The following is a 14,960-nucleotide window of genomic DNA, read 5'->3' as shown; positions in this document are numbered from 1 at the left end:
CCCGGTGGGCAGCGGGTGTTCGGTGCCGGATACTGCGCCGTCTACATCCCCCTGATGGTCGGCGGCGCGCTCGCCCTCGCCCTGCTGCTCGACTCGGGGTTGGCCCGGGCCCGCCGCTTCTTCCAGCTGGCGCTCTTCCTGCCGCACGCCGTGCCCGGCATCATCGCCGCGCTGATCTGGGTGTACCTCTACACACCCGGTCTCAGCCCGGTGGTCGGCGCGATGCGCTCGGGGGGCATCGGCTTCAGCTTCTTCTCCTCCGGCGGCACCCTCCCCTCGGTGGTCAACATCGCGCTGTGGGAGTGGCTCGGCTACAACATGGTGATCTTCTACGCGGCCCTCCAAGCCATCGACCGGTCCGTCCTGGAGGCGGCCACGATGGACGGCGCGGGGGCCTGGCGCACGGCGCTCAACGTGAAGATCCCGCTGGTCCGGGCGTCATTGGGGATGGTCGCGCTGTTCACTGTCATCGGCTCGCTCCAGCTGTTCACCGAGCCGCTGATCCTCAACCAGGGGACCGGATCGGCGGTCACCTCCAGCTGGACGCCCAACATGTACGCCTACACCGCGGCCTTCGCCCGCAACGACTACGGCCTCGCCGCGGCCGCCGCCGTCCTGCTCGCCCTCACCGCGGCGCTGCTCTCCTTCGCCGTCACCCGCCTCACCACCCGGAAGGGGGCGCGGGTATGACCTCCCCGGCCACCACCGGCACCACACCGGCGCCCATGGGCCCCGAGCCCGCCGCCCGTACCGCGACCACCCTTCGTACGCGAACGAAGGCCGCGCCCGCCCCCGGCCGCTGGCTCTCCAAGACCGCCGTCAACGGCGCGCTGCTGCTCTCCGTCGCGTACACCCTCTTCCCCCTCGTCTGGCTGGTCACCGCCGCCACCAAGGACACCGGCGGGCTGCTCACCGGCGACGCCTTCTCCTTCAAGGGCTTCGACCTCGGCCACAACCTCTCCGAGCTGGCGTCCTACAACGACGGCGTCTATCTGCGCTGGTACCTCAACTCCCTGCTGTACGCGGGCGGGGGCGCGCTCGTCTGCGCGCTGGTCAGCGTCGCCGCCGGGTACGCCTTCGACAAGTACCGCTTCCGGGGCAAGGAGAAGCTGTTCGGGGTGGTCCTGCTCGGCGTGCTCGTGCCGTCCACCGCGCTCGCGCTGCCGATGTATCTGCTCGCCAGCAAGACAGGGCTGGTCAACACCTACTGGTCGGTGCTGATCCCCGTCCTGGTGAACCCGTTCGGGGTCTATCTCTCCCGGGTGTTCAGCGCGAGCTACATCCCCGACGAGGCGCTGGAGGCGGCGCGGATCGACGGCGCGGGCGAGCTGCGCGCCTTCTGGTCGATCGGGCTCCGTATGGCCATGCCCGGGTTCGTCACCGTGTTCCTCTTCCAGTTCACCGCGATCTGGAACAACTTCTTCCTCCCCCTGGTGATGCTCTCCGACCAGAAGCTCTTCCCGCTGAGCCTCGGTCTGTACGCGTGGAACTCCAACACCCACGCCGAGCCCTCCTTCTACCCCCTCGTCGTCACCGGCTCCCTCCTCGCCGTCCTCCCCCTCGTCGTCGCCTTCGTCGCCCTCCAGCGGCACTGGAAGGCGGGTCTCACGGCGGGCAGCGTCAAGTGACCGGACGGACGAACAGCCGGTTACCCATGGACGACCGGATACCCATGGACGACCGGATACCCGTGGACGACCGGTCACCCATGGACAACGCCCCCGTGAGGAGCCCGAGTTCCACCATGCACCACGCCACTGACAACCGCCCCGCCGTCCTCCTCGCCATGGGCCCCGGGGTCGCCGAGCGCCTGCTCGCCGAGCGGCACCGCGCCCGCCTCGCCGCGCTCGCCCGTACCGACCCGTACCTCGTCGCGCACGAGCTCGTCGCTCCCACGCCGGCCGTGGCGGCGGCGCTGGCCGAGGCCGAGGTGCTGCTGACCTGCTGGGGCGCGCCCCCGCTCACCGCCGAGGTGCTGGACTCGGCGCCCCGGCTGCGGGCCGTCGTACACGCCGCCGGGTCGGTGAAGCACCACATCACCGAGGCGTGCTGGGAACGGGGCATCGCGGTGACCTCGGCGGCGGCGGCCAACGCGCTGCCGGTCGCCGAGTACACGCTGGCCGCGATCCTCTTCGCGGGCAAGCGCGTCCTGGCCTCGGCCCAGCGGTACGCGGAGCTGCGCGCCCCGCACGACTGGCTGCGCGAGGGCGCCGGCACCGGCAACTACCACCGTACGGTCGGCCTGGTCGGGGCCTCCCGGATCGGGCGCCGGGTGATCGAGCTGCTGCGCCCCTTCGACTTCCGGGTGCTGCTGCACGACCCGTACGTCGACGCGGCCGAGGCGGCCCGTCTCGGCGTCGAGCTCGTCGCCCTGGACGAGCTGTGCGCCCGCAGCAGCGTCGTCTCCGTCCACGCGCCGCAGCTCCCGGCCACCGAGCGCATGATCGGCGCCCGTCAGCTCGCCGCGATGCCGGACGGGGCGACCCTGGTCAACACCGCGCGCGGCTCCCTGGTGGACGGGGAGGCCCTGCTCGGCGAGCTCCTCTCCGGCCGCCTCCATGCCGTACTGGACGTCACCGAGCCCGAACTCCCGCACCGCGAGAGCCCGTTGTACGACCTGCCCAACGTCCTGCTCACCCCGCACATCGCCGGGTCGCTCGGCAACGAGCTGCACCGGATGGCGGACCTGGCGCTGGACGAGGTGGAGCGGTTCGCGGCCGGGGCGCCGTTCGCGGACCCCGTCCACGCGGCGGCCCTGCGCCACTCGGCGTGAGCCGCCCCGGCCAGGTGAAACCACACTAAGCTGGACATATCTCACCCCTGGGACGCATGGACCGCATCAAGCGCAACGACCGTAGCGACCGCATCAAGCGCAACGACGGCAGCGACGGCAGCACCGGGAGGCGCCATGAAATTCGCACAGATAATCGACTTCAAGACCGAGCGGTTCGACGACATGGACCGGCTCATGGACCAGTGGGTCGAACAGACCAAGGGCAAGCGGACCGCCACGCGCGGCCTCATCGGCAAGGACCGCGCCGACGGGTCGCACTTCGTCGAGGTCGTCGAATTCCCCTCGTACGACGAGGCCATGGCCAACTCCCAGCTCCCGGAGACGAACCGTATCTTCGAGGAGATGGTGGCTCTCTGCGACGGCACGCCCACGTTCACCGACCTCGACGTGGTCCGCGACGAGCAGTTGAACGCCGCAACCGTCCGCCGGTTCTTCCACGAGGTGGCCGGCGGGGGCAACCTCGACGCCGTCGACGAGATCTTCGCCGCCGACTACGCCGACCACGACATCATCAAGGACGAGGAGACAGTCGTCGGGGCCGACGTCATCCGCCAGGACGTGAGCTCGTGGCGGGACGCCTTCGACTTCACCTTCTCGCTCGACCGGCAGATCTGCGAGGGCGACGACGTGGTGACGCTGTGGACCTGGACCGGCACCCACAAGGGCGACTTCATGGGCATCGCGCCCACCGGCAAGGTGTGCACCATGACCGGCACCACGGTCTTCCGCTGCAAGGACGGCATGATCCAGGAGGGCTGGTGGCACGAGGACGCGCTGGGGCTGATGAAGCAGCTCGGCGCCGCGGGCTGACACCGGCCGCCCCGGCATGGGGAAGGCCCCTGTTCCACCGCTTCCGGCGGAACAGGGGCCTTCACCTGCCGTGCGTACATCAGTGACGCAGCGACTCACTGATACGTCAGTGACTCACTCCTACATCAGCGACGTCAGTGACTCATGCGTACATCAGCGACGTCAGTGACTCATGCGTACGTCAGCGACGTCAGCGACGTCAGCGACTCATGCGTACGTCAGTGGCTGTGGCCGTGACCGTGGCCGTGACCGGCGTCGCCCTCGTCCTCGGCCGGCTTCTCGACGACCAGGGTCTCGGTCGTGAGCAGCAGGGAGGCGATGGAGGCGGCGTTCTCCAGGGCGGAGCGCGTCACCTTGACCGGGTCGATGACGCCGGCCTTGACCAGGTCGCCGTACTCGCCGGTGGCGGCGTTGAAGCCGTTGCCCTTCTCCAGCTCCGCCACCTTCGAGGTGATGACGTAGCCCTCGAGACCGGCGTTCTCGGCGATCCAGCGCAGCGGCTCGACGGCGGCGCGGCGGACGACCGCGACACCCGTGGCCTCGTCGCCGGCCAGGCCGAGGTTGCCCTCCAGGACCTTGACGGCGTGGACGAGCGCGGAGCCACCACCGGAGACGATGCCCTCCTCGACCGCGGCGCGGGTCGCGGAGATGGCGTCCTCCAGACGGTGCTTCTTCTCCTTCAGCTCCACCTCGGTGGCGGCGCCGACCTTGATCACGCACACGCCGCCGGCCAGCTTCGCGAGGCGCTCCTGGAGCTTCTCGCGGTCCCAGTCGGAGTCCGTGGACTCGATCTCGGCCTTGATCTGCGCGACGCGGCCGACGACGTCCTCGTGGTTGCCGCCACCGTCGACGATGGTCGTGTCGTCCTTGGTGATCGTGACGCGACGGGCCGAGCCCAGCACGTCCAGACCGGCCTGGTCGAGCTTGAGGCCGACCTCCTCGGCGATGACGGTGGCACCGGTGAGGGTGGCCATGTCCTGGAGCATCGCCTTGCGGCGGTCGCCGAAGCCCGGGGCCTTGACGGCCACGGCGTTGAACGTGCCGCGGATCTTGTTGACGACCAGGGTCGACAGGGCCTCGCCCTCGACGTCCTCGGCGATGATCAGGAGCGGCTTGGAGGAGCCGGCCTGGATGACCTTCTCCAGCAGCGGCAGCAGGTCCTGGATCGAGGAGATCTTGCCCTGGTTGATCAGGATGTACGGGTCGTCGAGGACGGCCTCCATACGCTCCTGGTCGGAGACCATGTACGGGGAGAGGTAGCCCTTGTCGAAGGCCATGCCCTCGGTGAACTCCAGCTCCAGGCCGAAGGTGTTGGACTCCTCGACGGTGATGACACCGTCCTTGCCGACCTTGTCCATGGCCTCGGCGATGAGCTCGCCGACCTGGGTGTCCTGCGCGGAGAGCGCGGCCACGGCGGCGATGTCGGACTTGTCCTCGATCGGGCGCGCGGTGGCGAGCAGCTCCTCGGAGACGGCCTTGACGGCCGCGTCGATGCCCTTCTTCAGGGCGGCCGGGGAGGCGCCGGCGGCGACGTTGCGCAGGCCCTCGCGGACCAGCGCCTGGGCCAGCACGGTGGCGGTGGTGGTGCCGTCACCCGCGATGTCGTTGGTCTTGGTCGCCACCTCCTTCACGAGCTGGGCGCCCAGGTTCTCGTACGGGTCGTCCAGCTCCACCTCGCGAGCGATGGTGACACCGTCGTTGGTGATGGTGGGGGCGCCGAACTTCTTGTCGATGACGACGTTGCGGCCCTTGGGGCCGATCGTCACCTTGACGGTGTCGGCAAGCTTGTTGACGCCGCGCTCAAGGGCGCGACGGGCGTCCTCGTCGAACTTCAGGATCTTCGCCATGGGAGCGGTTCAGCCCTCTCGGAAACTCGGTGATACGAAAACTGCGCCCCTCGCCGCCCGGCTGTCAGCAGGGTGGCCAGGGGCGCAGCTCAGAAGCATTCGCTTCGAGATGAATTACTTCTCGATGATCGCGAGCACGTCGCGAGCCGAGAGGACGAGGTACTCCTCGCCGTTGTACTTCACCTCGGTGCCGCCGTACTTGCTGTAGAGCACGACGTCGCCGACGGAGACGTCGAGCTCGACGCGCTTGCCGTCCTCGATGCGGCCCGGGCCCACGGCCAGGACGACGCCCTCCTGGGGCTTCTCCTTGGCGGTGTCCGGAATGACCAGGCCGGAGGCCGTGGTCTGCTCGGCGTCGAGCGGCTGGACCACGATGCGGTCCTCGAGCGGCTTGATGGCAACCTTGGAGCTGGTGGTCGTCACGATCCGGTCTCCCCCTTCGGAGATCTCACGGGGTTAACTGTTTGGGGTGGCGACCAGGTGGATCCGTCGTCGCGGGTGCCGGACCTGCCCGTCGCTGTTGTTGGCACTCTCCAGTGGGGAGTGCCAGAGCCGAGACTAGGACGGCGATTAGCACTCGGTCAAGCGGAGTGCCAGGCGGAGTCCTTGGGCGGACGGCTGTGGCGGCCGGATTTCGCGGCAGCGGATGGGGCGCGACGGCCGTTGCCGGGCGCCGGATTCACCCATCCGGTTCGCCCGGGGGGCGGGCGATGCGTACGGGGTGTACGGGGCGTACGGCGGCGTACGGGCGCGGAAGCGGGAGCCGGGCCCGGGACGGGGCGGGGCCCAGGGGGCGTGTGCTTTGGCTGCGGGTCGGTGGGGGCCGGTCGCGCAGTTCCCCGCGCCCCTTTTGGGCCCGGTGTTTGTCTGCCGGTCCGTGGGGGCCGGTCGCGCAGTTCCCCGCGCCCCTTTGGTAGACCGGGGCTCGGCAAATTCAGCCCCTCCGGCGTTTGAGGAGCGGGGTCCGGGGCGGAGCCCCGAAGCGGGTGCCGGGGCCGCAGGGCCCGGCAGGGGTGCAGGGGGTGGAGCCCCCGGGAGAACCCCCTTCCCCACCCCCGCCCCCGGAGGGTTTCGGGGAGGGGCGGGGTGGGGGAAAACCCCCGGGCCCCCTCAGACGTAGTCCTCCAGCCTCGCCACCGCGTACCCCTTGTCCGTGATGACCTTCATGACCTGCCGGATCATGTCCGGCATCGTGCCCTTCCAGTCCTCCCGCCCCCGGAAGTGCGTGAGCACGATGTCCCCGGGATGCAGATCGCGGTCCCACTCGCGCCACTCCATGTGGTCGGGGAACGCCTCCGCCGCCCACAGCGGCACCGCCTTGATCCCGCACGACTGGGCCGCGCGCAACGTGTCCTCGTTGTAGTTGCCGTACGGCGGCCGGAACAGCCGCGGCCGCTTCCCCGCCCACTTCTCGATCTTGTCCTGCTGGTCGCAGATCTCGTGCCGCTGCTCGTCGTACGAGAGCCCGGGCATATAGCGGTGGTTGAGCGTGTGGTTGTTGAGCGTGACGCCCAGGCCCTGCATCCGCTTGAAGTACGGGTAGTCGGTGCGGACCAGGTAGTCGCTGAGGAAGGCGCTGTAGGGGATGCGCAGTTCCCGCATCATCTTCAGCAGCTCCGGGTCCTTCTCGGCCCCGTCGTCGATGGTCAGGAAGACGATCCGGTCCTTGGTCGGGACCGTGGTGAAGACGGGCGGCAGCTCGTCACCGCCGTCCGTCTCGAAGCCGGGCCGGTTGGTGATCTTCGGCTTGACGGTGGGCGCCGCGGGCGTGGCCAGCGGCACCTTGGCCAGCTTCCACTTCTTGGCCGCGACGGCCCGCGCGGCCTGCGCCTCCTTGAGCTGGGCCGAGTAGCCGGCGATGGCACGGGCGGTGTCGCTGTCGTACGCCTGCGGCCCGGCGGCCGCGTTGCCGCCGTGCCGGCCGGGGTGGGCGTCCTCGGCGGCGCACCCGGAAGCGAGCGCGGCGGCGGCGAGCCCGGCCACCAGAACGAGCGGAGCCTTCGCGCGGCCCCGCCTGAAATCTTCCTTTTGCCTGACAAGCTGCATGGCGCCGCATCCTGTCAGCGCGGCGCCGGATCCCCGGGGCGACACCCGCCACGGGGCGCGCACCGTCCCCCGCCTGGCCCACAATGGGGCGGGTGAACGACCTCGACACCTTCCGCGCCCTGCTCACCCCCGAGGGCACGGGCCTGCTGGACTCGCTCCGCGACTACGACCCGGCCCAGGAGCTGGCGGTGGCGACCCGGCTGCGCCGGACGTACGCCCCCGAGCTGGTCTCGGCGGCTCTCGCTCAGGCGCGGCTGCGGCAGCGCGCGGTCGCGAAGTTCGGCGCGGACGACGCGTACCGGATGTTCTTCACGCCCAACGGCGTCGAGCAGTCCACGCGCGCGTCGGTGGCCGCCTACCGCGCCCGGGTCTTCGCCGCGCAGGGCGTACGGGGTGTGGCCGACCTGTGCTGCGGCATCGGCGGCGACGCGCTGGCGCTGGCCCGGGCGGGCATCTCCGTCCTCGCGGTGGACCGCGACGAGCTGACGGCACAGGTCGCCCGCGCGAACGCGGCGGCGCTGGGCCTGGCGGAGCTGATCGAGGTCCGGTGCGCGGACGTGGCGGACGTGGACACGTCGGGCTGGGACGCGGTCTTCGTGGACCCGGCGCGGCGCGGCGGGCGCGGCCGCGTCTTCGACCCGGAGGCGTACTCGCCCCCGCTCTCCTGGGCGGTAGGCGCGGCCCGGAAGGCCCCCTTCGCCGCCCTGAAGATCGCCCCCGGCATCCCTCACGAGTCGGTCCCGCCGGAGGCCGAGGCGGAGTGGATCTCGGACGGGGGCGATGTGAAGGAGGCGGTGTTGTGGTTCGGAGGCGCGCACGCCCCCCTGCACCCCCGCACGCCCGGCTCGGTCCGGGCCACGCTCCTCCCCGCCGAGGCCACCCTGTGGACCTCCGCCCCGCTCCCGGCACCGCCGGTCGGTCCGGTCGGGCGCTATCTCCACGAGCCGGACGGCGCGGTGATCCGCGCTCACCTCGTCGCCGAGATCGTCGCGGCGTGCGGCGGCCGCCTCGTCGACGAGACCATCGCGTACGTGACGAGCGACGAGCCGTACGACTCCCCGTTCACCACCGCGTACGAGATCACCGACGAGCTGCCCTTCAACATGAAGAAGCTGAAGGCGCTGCTGCGGGAGCGCGGGGTCGGGGTCCTCACGGTCAAGAAGCGCGGCTCGGCGGTCGAACCGGAGGAGCTGCGCCGCAAGATGAAGCTGCAGGGACGGGCTTCGGCGACGGTGTTCCTGACGCGGGTGGCGGGGGCGCCGACGATGCTGATCGGGCGACCGGTCCGGCAGGGGTGACCCCGACCGGTGCCGCGCGAGTGGCCCCGGTGACCCCGGCACCACCGTCGGCGTAACCCTCGTCACATTACCTCCACTTTGCAACTGCGGTGCTGTCAGTGGTCGTTGTTAAGGTGCGAGGAGATGGACGGGGGTGACGGACATGGGACCAGAGGGGCAGCGGCCCGACCTCGGCGTTCCCCAGGACGACGGGCTGACGAAGCTGGCGAACGACCTGGACGAGATGCGGCGCCATCTCGACGGCCAGGTCCGCCGGATGGACGGGATCGTCGACCGGATCGAGGCGGGCTGGCGCGGCCCGGCCGGCTCGGCGTACCGCGATCTGCACCGGGGCGCGGCCAAGGACGCCGTGCGGATACGGGAAGTGATCGAGGTCATCGAGGAGGCGGTCCGGCTGAGCCGGGACGGCTTCAGCGATCAGGACCTCGAAGTCCTGGCCCGTATGCGGGAGATACAGAACCACGTCGACGTCGCCCGCGAGGCCGACGCTCTCCAGGCGCCGGAGCCGGGCCCGCGCAGCAGCATCAGCGACCTGTGACGGCACGCCGGTCCGCCGGCCGTCCGAGGAAAACCGGGGGAATGGACGAGACATGCCCGACGACGACCACATAGCCGTCAGCTTCGGCGCGCTGCGCGAGCTCGCCGGTGAGCTGGAGGACATCCTCAAGCAGCTCAACGAGAAGCTGGGCGCGCTCTACGACCGTACCGAGAAGGTGGTCCTCACCTGGGACGGCGCGGCCCGCGAGGCGTTCGTGGACGAACTCGACCGCTGGGACCGCGACATGCGGGACCTCCAGGCCCGCCAGGCGTGGCTCCACGAGGTCGTCACCACCGGCCACGCGAACTACGCGGCGGCACACCGGGCGGTGCTGCGGGGCTGGGGCGGCGCCTGATGTCGACCCCCGCCCCCTCTTCCCCCGCCTCCCCCTTGGCGAACGGCACCATCGACGTCAAGCCCATGGACCTGCACCGGGTCTCGGGCGGCGTCGCCAGTCAGCAGCCCATGTTCGACCGGGCCGCCAAGGACCTGCTGACCGCCCTGCAGAAGTACCCCGACGCGGGTGGCTACGGCACCGCGCCCCAGGCGTTCGCGACCGCGTACGTCAAGGTGGGCAACCGCTTCCTGGAGGTGTGGGCCAAGGCCGTGGAGAGCGTGGGCGGCGTCGCCGTCGGCTTCACCACGACCGCCAACAACTACGCGAAGGCGGACGCGGCCGCGCACCCGGGCGGCCCGCCCGCCGTGACCCAGCCGCTGCCGCACGTCATCGACAAGGCGCCCGACTACGGCCACGTGCCCAACCTGAAGTGGGGGGACGACGACGGAGGCGACGACTTCATCCGCTCGCTCCTGGAGTGGGTGCCGGGGCCGGTCCGCGATGTGCTGCGGCCGGTCGTCAAGCACGCCTTCCGGATGGGCAAGGTCGCCGACGTCTACCCGTTCCCGCAGCAGCACTATCTGAACTCGCTGTCCAAGTCCTGGATGTCGATGACCATGAGCCTCTCCATGACGGAGAGCGCGCTGACCGGCCTGGTCGGCTCCATCACCCAGCAGACCAACAGCGAATGGCACGACGCCATGCGGCAGTTCTGCAGCTCGCTGTGGGGCACCAAGGCATGGGGGCAGTCCACCGCCGGATACGAGTGGAAGCACGACTCGGCGGCGTCGCAGACCGCCACGCACCCCGTGATGACGGTGCTGTTCGACACCGCGCAGAAGGTCAGCGATCTGCTGTACCACTTCGCGGAGGCAGCCGTGTACGTCAACCACGAGGTGCACGAGATCTATATGCAGGCGGTGCGCGACGCGCTCCCCAAGATCGACGTGGACTTCAAGGACGGCGTCGGCGTCAAGGACGTCGTGGGCCTGTTCAAGGGGGTCGTGAAGGGCGTCGCCAAGGGAGCGGTCCAGCTCGGCGAGGGCATCGTCCTGGAGATGGACACCGCCAAGCTCAACTCCGTCGTCGAGACCTACAACAGCAAGGTCAACGCGCTGACACCGCAGCTCAACGCGTTGATGGCGGCGCTGGACGAGGCGTATCTGAGCGCTCCCACCTTCCACGCGGAGGAGGCGCGGGCCGAGGGGTTCGGTGCCCGCGCCCTCCAGTCGTTCAAGGAGGAGCACCACTTCACCGTTCCGGGCGAGGACCCGAAGAACATCTACTACCCGGTCGATCTGGCGGGGCAGGAGGGCATTCGCGGCAGCCATCCGATCGACCGGCACGTGGGGATGACGGACGACCAGCTCGCGCAGCGGCTGCGCGACCAGGGCAACGCGCCCGCCGCGTCCTCGTTCAAGGATCTGGCGTCCGCCCAGAAGTTCACCCAGGCAGCGCTGAACGACCACGCCAACGCGATACGGATCGACGAATGGCTGCAGGGCGTCGAGAGGAGGAAAAGGAACAACCCGAATTGGGATCCCAACAACTCCTCGATCCAGCCGGCCATCAAGTTCACGTTCACCGAGGACACCGGCCGCACGATTACGCGCGCCGACTATGATGCACACGGCATGGGCGCCACGGCCGCCACCACGAAGTCGGTGCAGGTGGCGTTGAAGTACAAGGAGGGGATGGATCCTCCGTTCGTCGTCATCACCTCCATGCCGATCCCCTAGCAGCGAAGGCAGCAGTCACGTGCAGTCGTACACGGCGGCCCTGTTCACCGGCGGCCCGGTGGCGCACCTCCTCGACCTGGCCATCAGGGTGCAGGCCTCGCGGGGGGCGCTGTCCCTGGACGACGAGATCCGGCGGTACGGCCGCCTGGTCGCCGCCTCGGGGACGGCGCATCGCAACTGCCCCGTCCGCACCGGGGCGGCCCTGCTCGATTTCCTCGGGGATCTCCTGGAGCGCAAGGCTCTGGACGGCGCCCCGCTGGAATTCCTGGAAAAGGTGTCGGCGGCCGCCGAAGGCAGCGATCCGGCGGAATACCTGCATACGCTCGCCGGGATCGTGCGCATTCTGGACCGCGACCTTCCGCCCGAGTACGGGGAACTTCCCATGAACGCGTGGGAAGCCGGTCTCGCGTTCCCGTATCTCGCCGGATTCACCGCGCGGCTGACCGACGACCTCGAATCCGCCACGGTCGCGGACGCGGTACGGGCGTTCATCGCGGCGGAACACCCGTTCTGCCCGGATTCCCTGGCGCCCTGGGCCGCCGAGGCCCACCGGGCCCTGGTCCTCTTCCCGGACGCGGACGCCGTGCGGCGGAACCTGCTGCCCGCCATCCCCTGGATCTCCCCGGACGCGCTGCGCGAGCTGCTGGCGACCGTGGACGAGCACATGCTGCGGGAGCACTCATGAGCCGTACGGAGAACAGCATGCCGGCCCGGAACCGTTCCGCCACCTACCCCGACCGCGAAACCGCCCACTGGGCGACCCAGCACGTGGTGACCCGCAACGAGCAGGTCATCCACCGCTGGCTGGCCCAGTCGACCCGGCAGCGGCTCACCATCGAGGCCGCGTGGCCGTCGCGGGCCGAGCCGGTCGGGCGGGTGCTGCTGCAGGCGATGATGCTGGCGGGCCGCGAGCCCGTCGACGTACGCGCGGCCCGCGTGATCCTCAGGCGCACCGACGCGACCCCGCACGGCTTCACCGTCCACGCCACCTTCCCCGTCTACCTCTGACACCCTCCCGTCTGCCTCCGCACCCTCCCGTCTACCTTTGAAGGCGCGCCCGATGTCCCTCAAGCCGCTCGAACACGACCGCAAGTACGGCGAGCTGGACCAGGTCGTCCGCGCCTACCTCGGGCTGCGCGCCGACGACACCGCCGAGCGGCGCAGCGAGGCGCTCGACGCCTATCTGCGCCACACCTGGCACACCCGCCCCTGGGCCCTGGCCACCGCCGAGGCCCAGCTGCGCGAGTACGCCGAGAACCCGCCGGGCCGGCTCCGCCAGCGCCTGGGCGAGTTCTACCCGGTCCCGGACGTGGGCCTGGCCGACTCCGAAGTCCAGGAGTGGCTGCTCACGCTCGCCGACCACATCCGGCAGAGCATCGAGTCCGGCGAGGTCCCGCCCGCGACGGCGCCCCGCACCCACTGGGAGTGGCACGCCCGCTTCCCCGAGCTGGGCCAGCTCCTCGGCGGCTGGTTCTCGCAGGACATGCCGGAGGAGTTCGCGCACCACGAGACCGCGCTCCAGGACTACCTGACCACCACGGACCCGACGCTGACCGCCCGCCTCACGGGCGAGATCCACGAACTCCTGGCCCTGCGCCTGGACGACACCGAGTACGCCCAGGCCCTGTCCGACCTCGGCATGGAGATCGACCCCCCGGCCCCCTACGGCCCGGCGGCCTGGCTCACCGCACTCGCCGACCGGCTGGCTACGCCAAGTCCGTGAGCTCCTCCGCGAACACCTGGGACAGCGGCTGCGGCCCCACGTACTGCTGGCAGTTGCACTGGCCCGACTCGTAGCGGACCGGGTGCTTGGACTCGTCCCAGGCGACCGGGACCTCGACGCGCTCGTGGCACTTGCCCTGCTTGTCGTGCTTGGCGAGGTGGTGCGTGCAGCCGCAGACCGGCTCAGGGGGGCGGTTGGCCGCCTCCAGGGCGAGGCGTTCCTGCCTGGCCGCCTCCAGACGTTCGAGCTTGCGCTCGTGGCGGGTGCGCAGGGCCGTGCGGCCCGTGTCGGCGGCCCAGCCGAAGCCTCCCATCCAGAAGACTATGAGGACCCACCAGTACCATTCCATCTTCGTCGCCTTTCCCCCTGAGACCGTGCGGCGTACGCACGTACGTTCAGGATAGGCGCGCGGGCGGCAGGAGTCGTAGGGCCCAACGGCGGTGGGCCAGCGCCTTGGTGACCGCGATCAGCCCCATCAGCCAGCACACCAGGCCCAGGCCCATCCCCAGGACCACCTGGGCATACGTGTCGGCGCCCGGCCGCGCCGACGCCGGGACCGTCACGCACACGAACAGGCCGACCGCGCACATCAGCCCGCCCGGCAGCAGCCACGCCAGACTCAGGCCGGGGGCGCGCAGCCCCGCGTCCGTCGCCGGATCGCGGTCCAACTCGGCCCACTGCTCAAGGAGTCGCCGGATCCGGGCGTCCTTGCGCAGGCCCGCCGCGATCGCCACGCCGGTCGGCACCACCGCGCCGAGACCGATCATCAGGCAGACGATGCCGAACAGCATCGACAGCGCGTCCAGCGTCTCGGCGAACGCGACGATCGCCGTCCCCACGAACGCCCAGCCGGTGGCGAGCAGCACCGCCCAGCCCCAGTGCGCGGCGATCCGCCCCGGCCCCAACTGCCGGGCCACCAGGTCGTTCAGGACGCCCGCCCGGTCCACGAGCAGGGCGTTCCGGTCGGGCCAGGCACGGATCTCGACCGGGGGCGGGGGTGGCGGCAGGGGCGTGCGGGGTGACATGTGCACGAGATTACCGGCGGCGCCGCGGGGCCCCGCCCGCGTGCCCGTCCGTACGCACCCCGCACGGGCGGTGAGCGGCCCCGCCCCCGACGCCGCCCCTCCCGGCCCGGCTCACTTCCCCTCGTACGCCGCCCGCAGCTCCGCCACGTCCAGCTTCTTCATCTTCATCATGGCGGCCACCATGCGGTCCACCGCCGCCGGGTCGTCGCCTGCCGACAGGCGCTCGCTCAGGAAGGACGGGACGATCTGCCAGGACAGGCCGTACTTGTCCTTCAGCCAGCCGCACGGCCCTTCCTCGCCGCCGTCGGCGGTCAGCTTGGTCCAGAGGTCGTCGACCTCCTCCTGGGTCGCGCAGTCGACCGACAGCGAGATGGACTCGTTGAAGGACCAGTCCTGCTTGCCGCCGTTGAGCGCCGTGTACTGCTGGCCGGCCAGCTCGAAGACGACGGTCATCACCGAGCCCGCCTGGCCGGGGAACGACTCCGGATACCGCGTGGTCTCGACGATCCGCGAGTCCCCGCCGAAGACGGAGACGTAGAACTCCGCGGCCTCCTCGGCCTGGTCGGTGAACCACAGGAACGTCATGATCTTCTGAGCGGACATGGGTGCCGCCTCCCTCTCGACCGGCCCTCCGGCGGGTGCCGGCGGGGTCCGGAAGGTAGACCGGGGCGGTACGGGAAACTCATCGCCGGGCCCGCGTCCGCCGCTCCTAGTGACCTGGTTTGGAGATCCTGTCGCAGTAGCGGCAGATGCGGTCGAGGATCTGGTCGGCGGTCTTGGTCCATTTGAAGGGCCGGGCTTGG

At 70.5% G+C, this 14,960-nt stretch carries 16 protein-coding genes and 1 pseudogene; 11 read left to right on the top strand and 6 right to left on the bottom strand.

Going from position 1 to position 14,960, the window contains the following annotated elements; translation table 11 throughout:
* Positions 1-27: 27 nt before the first annotated feature.
* From AB0G17_RS32105 to AB0G17_RS32090, 4 genes and pseudogenes are all read left to right on the top strand, one after another.
* A pseudogene (locus AB0G17_RS32105) lies at positions 28-690 on the top strand (sugar ABC transporter permease); the annotation flags it as partial.
* Positions 687-1,628, top strand: a complete 942-nt coding sequence (locus tag AB0G17_RS32100; RefSeq protein WP_361390288.1) for a carbohydrate ABC transporter permease — start codon at positions 687-689, stop codon at positions 1,626-1,628. The pseudogene AB0G17_RS32105 and the gene AB0G17_RS32100, both read left to right, overlap by 4 nt.
* Before the next feature lie 116 nt (positions 1,629-1,744).
* On the top strand, positions 1,745-2,773 hold the full coding sequence (locus tag AB0G17_RS32095; protein ID WP_361390286.1) for a hydroxyacid dehydrogenase: 1,029 nt from the start codon (positions 1,745-1,747) through the stop codon (positions 2,771-2,773).
* 135 nt (positions 2,774-2,908) lie between these two features.
* Positions 2,909-3,604 (top strand): ester cyclase, encoded by a 696-nt coding sequence (locus tag AB0G17_RS32090; protein WP_361390284.1) that lies wholly within the window; start codon positions 2,909-2,911, stop codon positions 3,602-3,604.
* Between the two features lie 218 nt (positions 3,605-3,822).
* On the opposite strand, the gene groL is transcribed toward AB0G17_RS32090, so the two are convergent.
* The 3 genes from groL to AB0G17_RS32075 form a co-directional block, all read right to left on the bottom strand.
* Positions 3,823-5,451 (bottom strand): chaperonin GroEL, encoded by a 1,629-nt coding sequence (groL, locus tag AB0G17_RS32085; RefSeq protein WP_266982706.1) that lies wholly within the window; start codon positions 5,449-5,451, stop codon positions 3,823-3,825.
* A 114-nt stretch (positions 5,452-5,565) separates the two neighbouring features.
* Positions 5,566-5,874, bottom strand: a complete 309-nt coding sequence (gene groES, locus AB0G17_RS32080; protein ID WP_361390282.1) for a co-chaperone GroES — start codon at positions 5,872-5,874, stop codon at positions 5,566-5,568.
* A gap of 687 nt (positions 5,875-6,561) precedes the next feature.
* The gene (locus AB0G17_RS32075) at positions 6,562-7,497 is read right to left on the bottom strand and encodes a polysaccharide deacetylase family protein (RefSeq protein WP_361390280.1); all 936 of its coding nucleotides are present in this window, start codon (positions 7,495-7,497) and stop codon (positions 6,562-6,564) included.
* 92 nt (positions 7,498-7,589) lie between these two features.
* Between AB0G17_RS32075 and AB0G17_RS32070 the strand changes: the two genes are divergently transcribed.
* From AB0G17_RS32070 to AB0G17_RS32040, 7 genes are all read left to right on the top strand, one after another.
* Entirely contained in the window at positions 7,590-8,795 is a 1,206-nt protein-coding gene (locus tag AB0G17_RS32070; RefSeq protein ID WP_361390278.1) for a class I SAM-dependent methyltransferase, read from the top strand.
* A gap of 142 nt (positions 8,796-8,937) precedes the next feature.
* Positions 8,938-9,333, top strand: a complete 396-nt coding sequence (locus AB0G17_RS32065; protein ID WP_361390276.1) for a WXG100 family type VII secretion target — start codon at positions 8,938-8,940, stop codon at positions 9,331-9,333.
* Positions 9,334-9,385: 52 nt separating this feature from the next.
* The gene (locus AB0G17_RS32060; protein ID WP_361390274.1) at positions 9,386-9,688 is read left to right on the top strand and encodes a WXG100 family type VII secretion target; all 303 of its coding nucleotides are present in this window, start codon (positions 9,386-9,388) and stop codon (positions 9,686-9,688) included.
* Positions 9,688-11,409 (top strand): RNase A-like domain-containing protein, encoded by a 1,722-nt coding sequence (locus AB0G17_RS32055; RefSeq protein WP_361390272.1) that lies wholly within the window; start codon positions 9,688-9,690, stop codon positions 11,407-11,409. The genes AB0G17_RS32060 and AB0G17_RS32055 overlap by 1 nt, the downstream gene beginning before the upstream one ends.
* Before the next feature lie 19 nt (positions 11,410-11,428).
* Positions 11,429-12,094: a hypothetical protein gene (locus AB0G17_RS32050; protein WP_361390270.1), complete on the top strand. Its 666-nt coding sequence runs from the start codon at positions 11,429-11,431 to the stop codon at positions 12,092-12,094.
* A gap of 17 nt (positions 12,095-12,111) precedes the next feature.
* Entirely contained in the window at positions 12,112-12,417 is a 306-nt protein-coding gene (locus AB0G17_RS32045; protein WP_361390354.1) for an RNase A-like domain-containing protein, read from the top strand.
* A gap of 52 nt (positions 12,418-12,469) precedes the next feature.
* Entirely contained in the window at positions 12,470-13,132 is a 663-nt protein-coding gene (locus AB0G17_RS32040; protein WP_361390268.1) for a contact-dependent growth inhibition system immunity protein, read from the top strand.
* Here AB0G17_RS32040 and AB0G17_RS32035 read toward each other — a convergent pair.
* From AB0G17_RS32035 to AB0G17_RS32025, 3 genes are all read right to left on the bottom strand, one after another.
* Positions 13,116-13,481 carry a hypothetical protein gene (locus AB0G17_RS32035; protein ID WP_361390266.1) on the bottom strand — a complete coding sequence of 122 codons (366 nt, stop codon included), beginning with the start codon at positions 13,479-13,481 and terminating at the stop codon, positions 13,116-13,118. The genes AB0G17_RS32040 and AB0G17_RS32035 overlap by 17 nt on opposite strands.
* A gap of 46 nt (positions 13,482-13,527) precedes the next feature.
* Positions 13,528-14,157, bottom strand: coding sequence for a hypothetical protein (locus AB0G17_RS32030; RefSeq protein WP_361390264.1), 630 nt, complete (start codon positions 14,155-14,157; stop codon positions 13,528-13,530).
* Between the two features lie 111 nt (positions 14,158-14,268).
* Positions 14,269-14,760, bottom strand: a complete 492-nt coding sequence (locus AB0G17_RS32025) for a VOC family protein (protein WP_361390262.1) — start codon at positions 14,758-14,760, stop codon at positions 14,269-14,271.
* Positions 14,761-14,960 lie beyond the last annotated feature (200 nt).

This window comes from Streptomyces sp. NPDC023838 (assembly GCF_040639555.1).
Lineage (GTDB): Bacteria > Actinomycetota > Actinomycetes > Streptomycetales > Streptomycetaceae > Streptomyces.
The sequence above is the reverse complement of the archived record's forward strand: the minus strand, read 5'-3'. Positions and strand labels throughout refer to the sequence as shown.

Coding starts and splice junctions, on each gene's coding strand:
- AB0G17_RS32055 (WP_361390272.1), top strand. CDS start 9,688: ATGTCGACCCCCGCCCCCTCTTCCCCCGCCTCCCCCTTGGCGAACGGC.
- AB0G17_RS32030 (WP_361390264.1), bottom strand. CDS start 14,157: ATGTCACCCCGCACGCCCCTGCCGCCACCCCCGCCCCCGGTCGAGATC.
- AB0G17_RS32065 (WP_361390276.1), top strand. CDS start 8,938: ATGGGACCAGAGGGGCAGCGGCCCGACCTCGGCGTTCCCCAGGACGAC.
- AB0G17_RS32040 (WP_361390268.1), top strand. CDS start 12,470: ATGTCCCTCAAGCCGCTCGAACACGACCGCAAGTACGGCGAGCTGGAC.
- AB0G17_RS32045 (WP_361390354.1), top strand. CDS start 12,112: ATGCCGGCCCGGAACCGTTCCGCCACCTACCCCGACCGCGAAACCGCC.
- AB0G17_RS32095 (WP_361390286.1), top strand. CDS start 1,745: ATGCACCACGCCACTGACAACCGCCCCGCCGTCCTCCTCGCCATGGGC.
- AB0G17_RS32100 (WP_361390288.1), top strand. CDS start 687: ATGACCTCCCCGGCCACCACCGGCACCACACCGGCGCCCATGGGCCCC.
- AB0G17_RS32025 (WP_361390262.1), bottom strand. CDS start 14,760: ATGTCCGCTCAGAAGATCATGACGTTCCTGTGGTTCACCGACCAGGCC.
- AB0G17_RS32075 (WP_361390280.1), bottom strand. CDS start 7,497: ATGCAGCTTGTCAGGCAAAAGGAAGATTTCAGGCGGGGCCGCGCGAAG.
- AB0G17_RS32090 (WP_361390284.1), top strand. CDS start 2,909: ATGAAATTCGCACAGATAATCGACTTCAAGACCGAGCGGTTCGACGAC.
- AB0G17_RS32035 (WP_361390266.1), bottom strand. CDS start 13,481: ATGGAATGGTACTGGTGGGTCCTCATAGTCTTCTGGATGGGAGGCTTC.
- AB0G17_RS32060 (WP_361390274.1), top strand. CDS start 9,386: ATGCCCGACGACGACCACATAGCCGTCAGCTTCGGCGCGCTGCGCGAG.
- groL (WP_266982706.1), bottom strand. CDS start 5,451: ATGGCGAAGATCCTGAAGTTCGACGAGGACGCCCGTCGCGCCCTTGAG.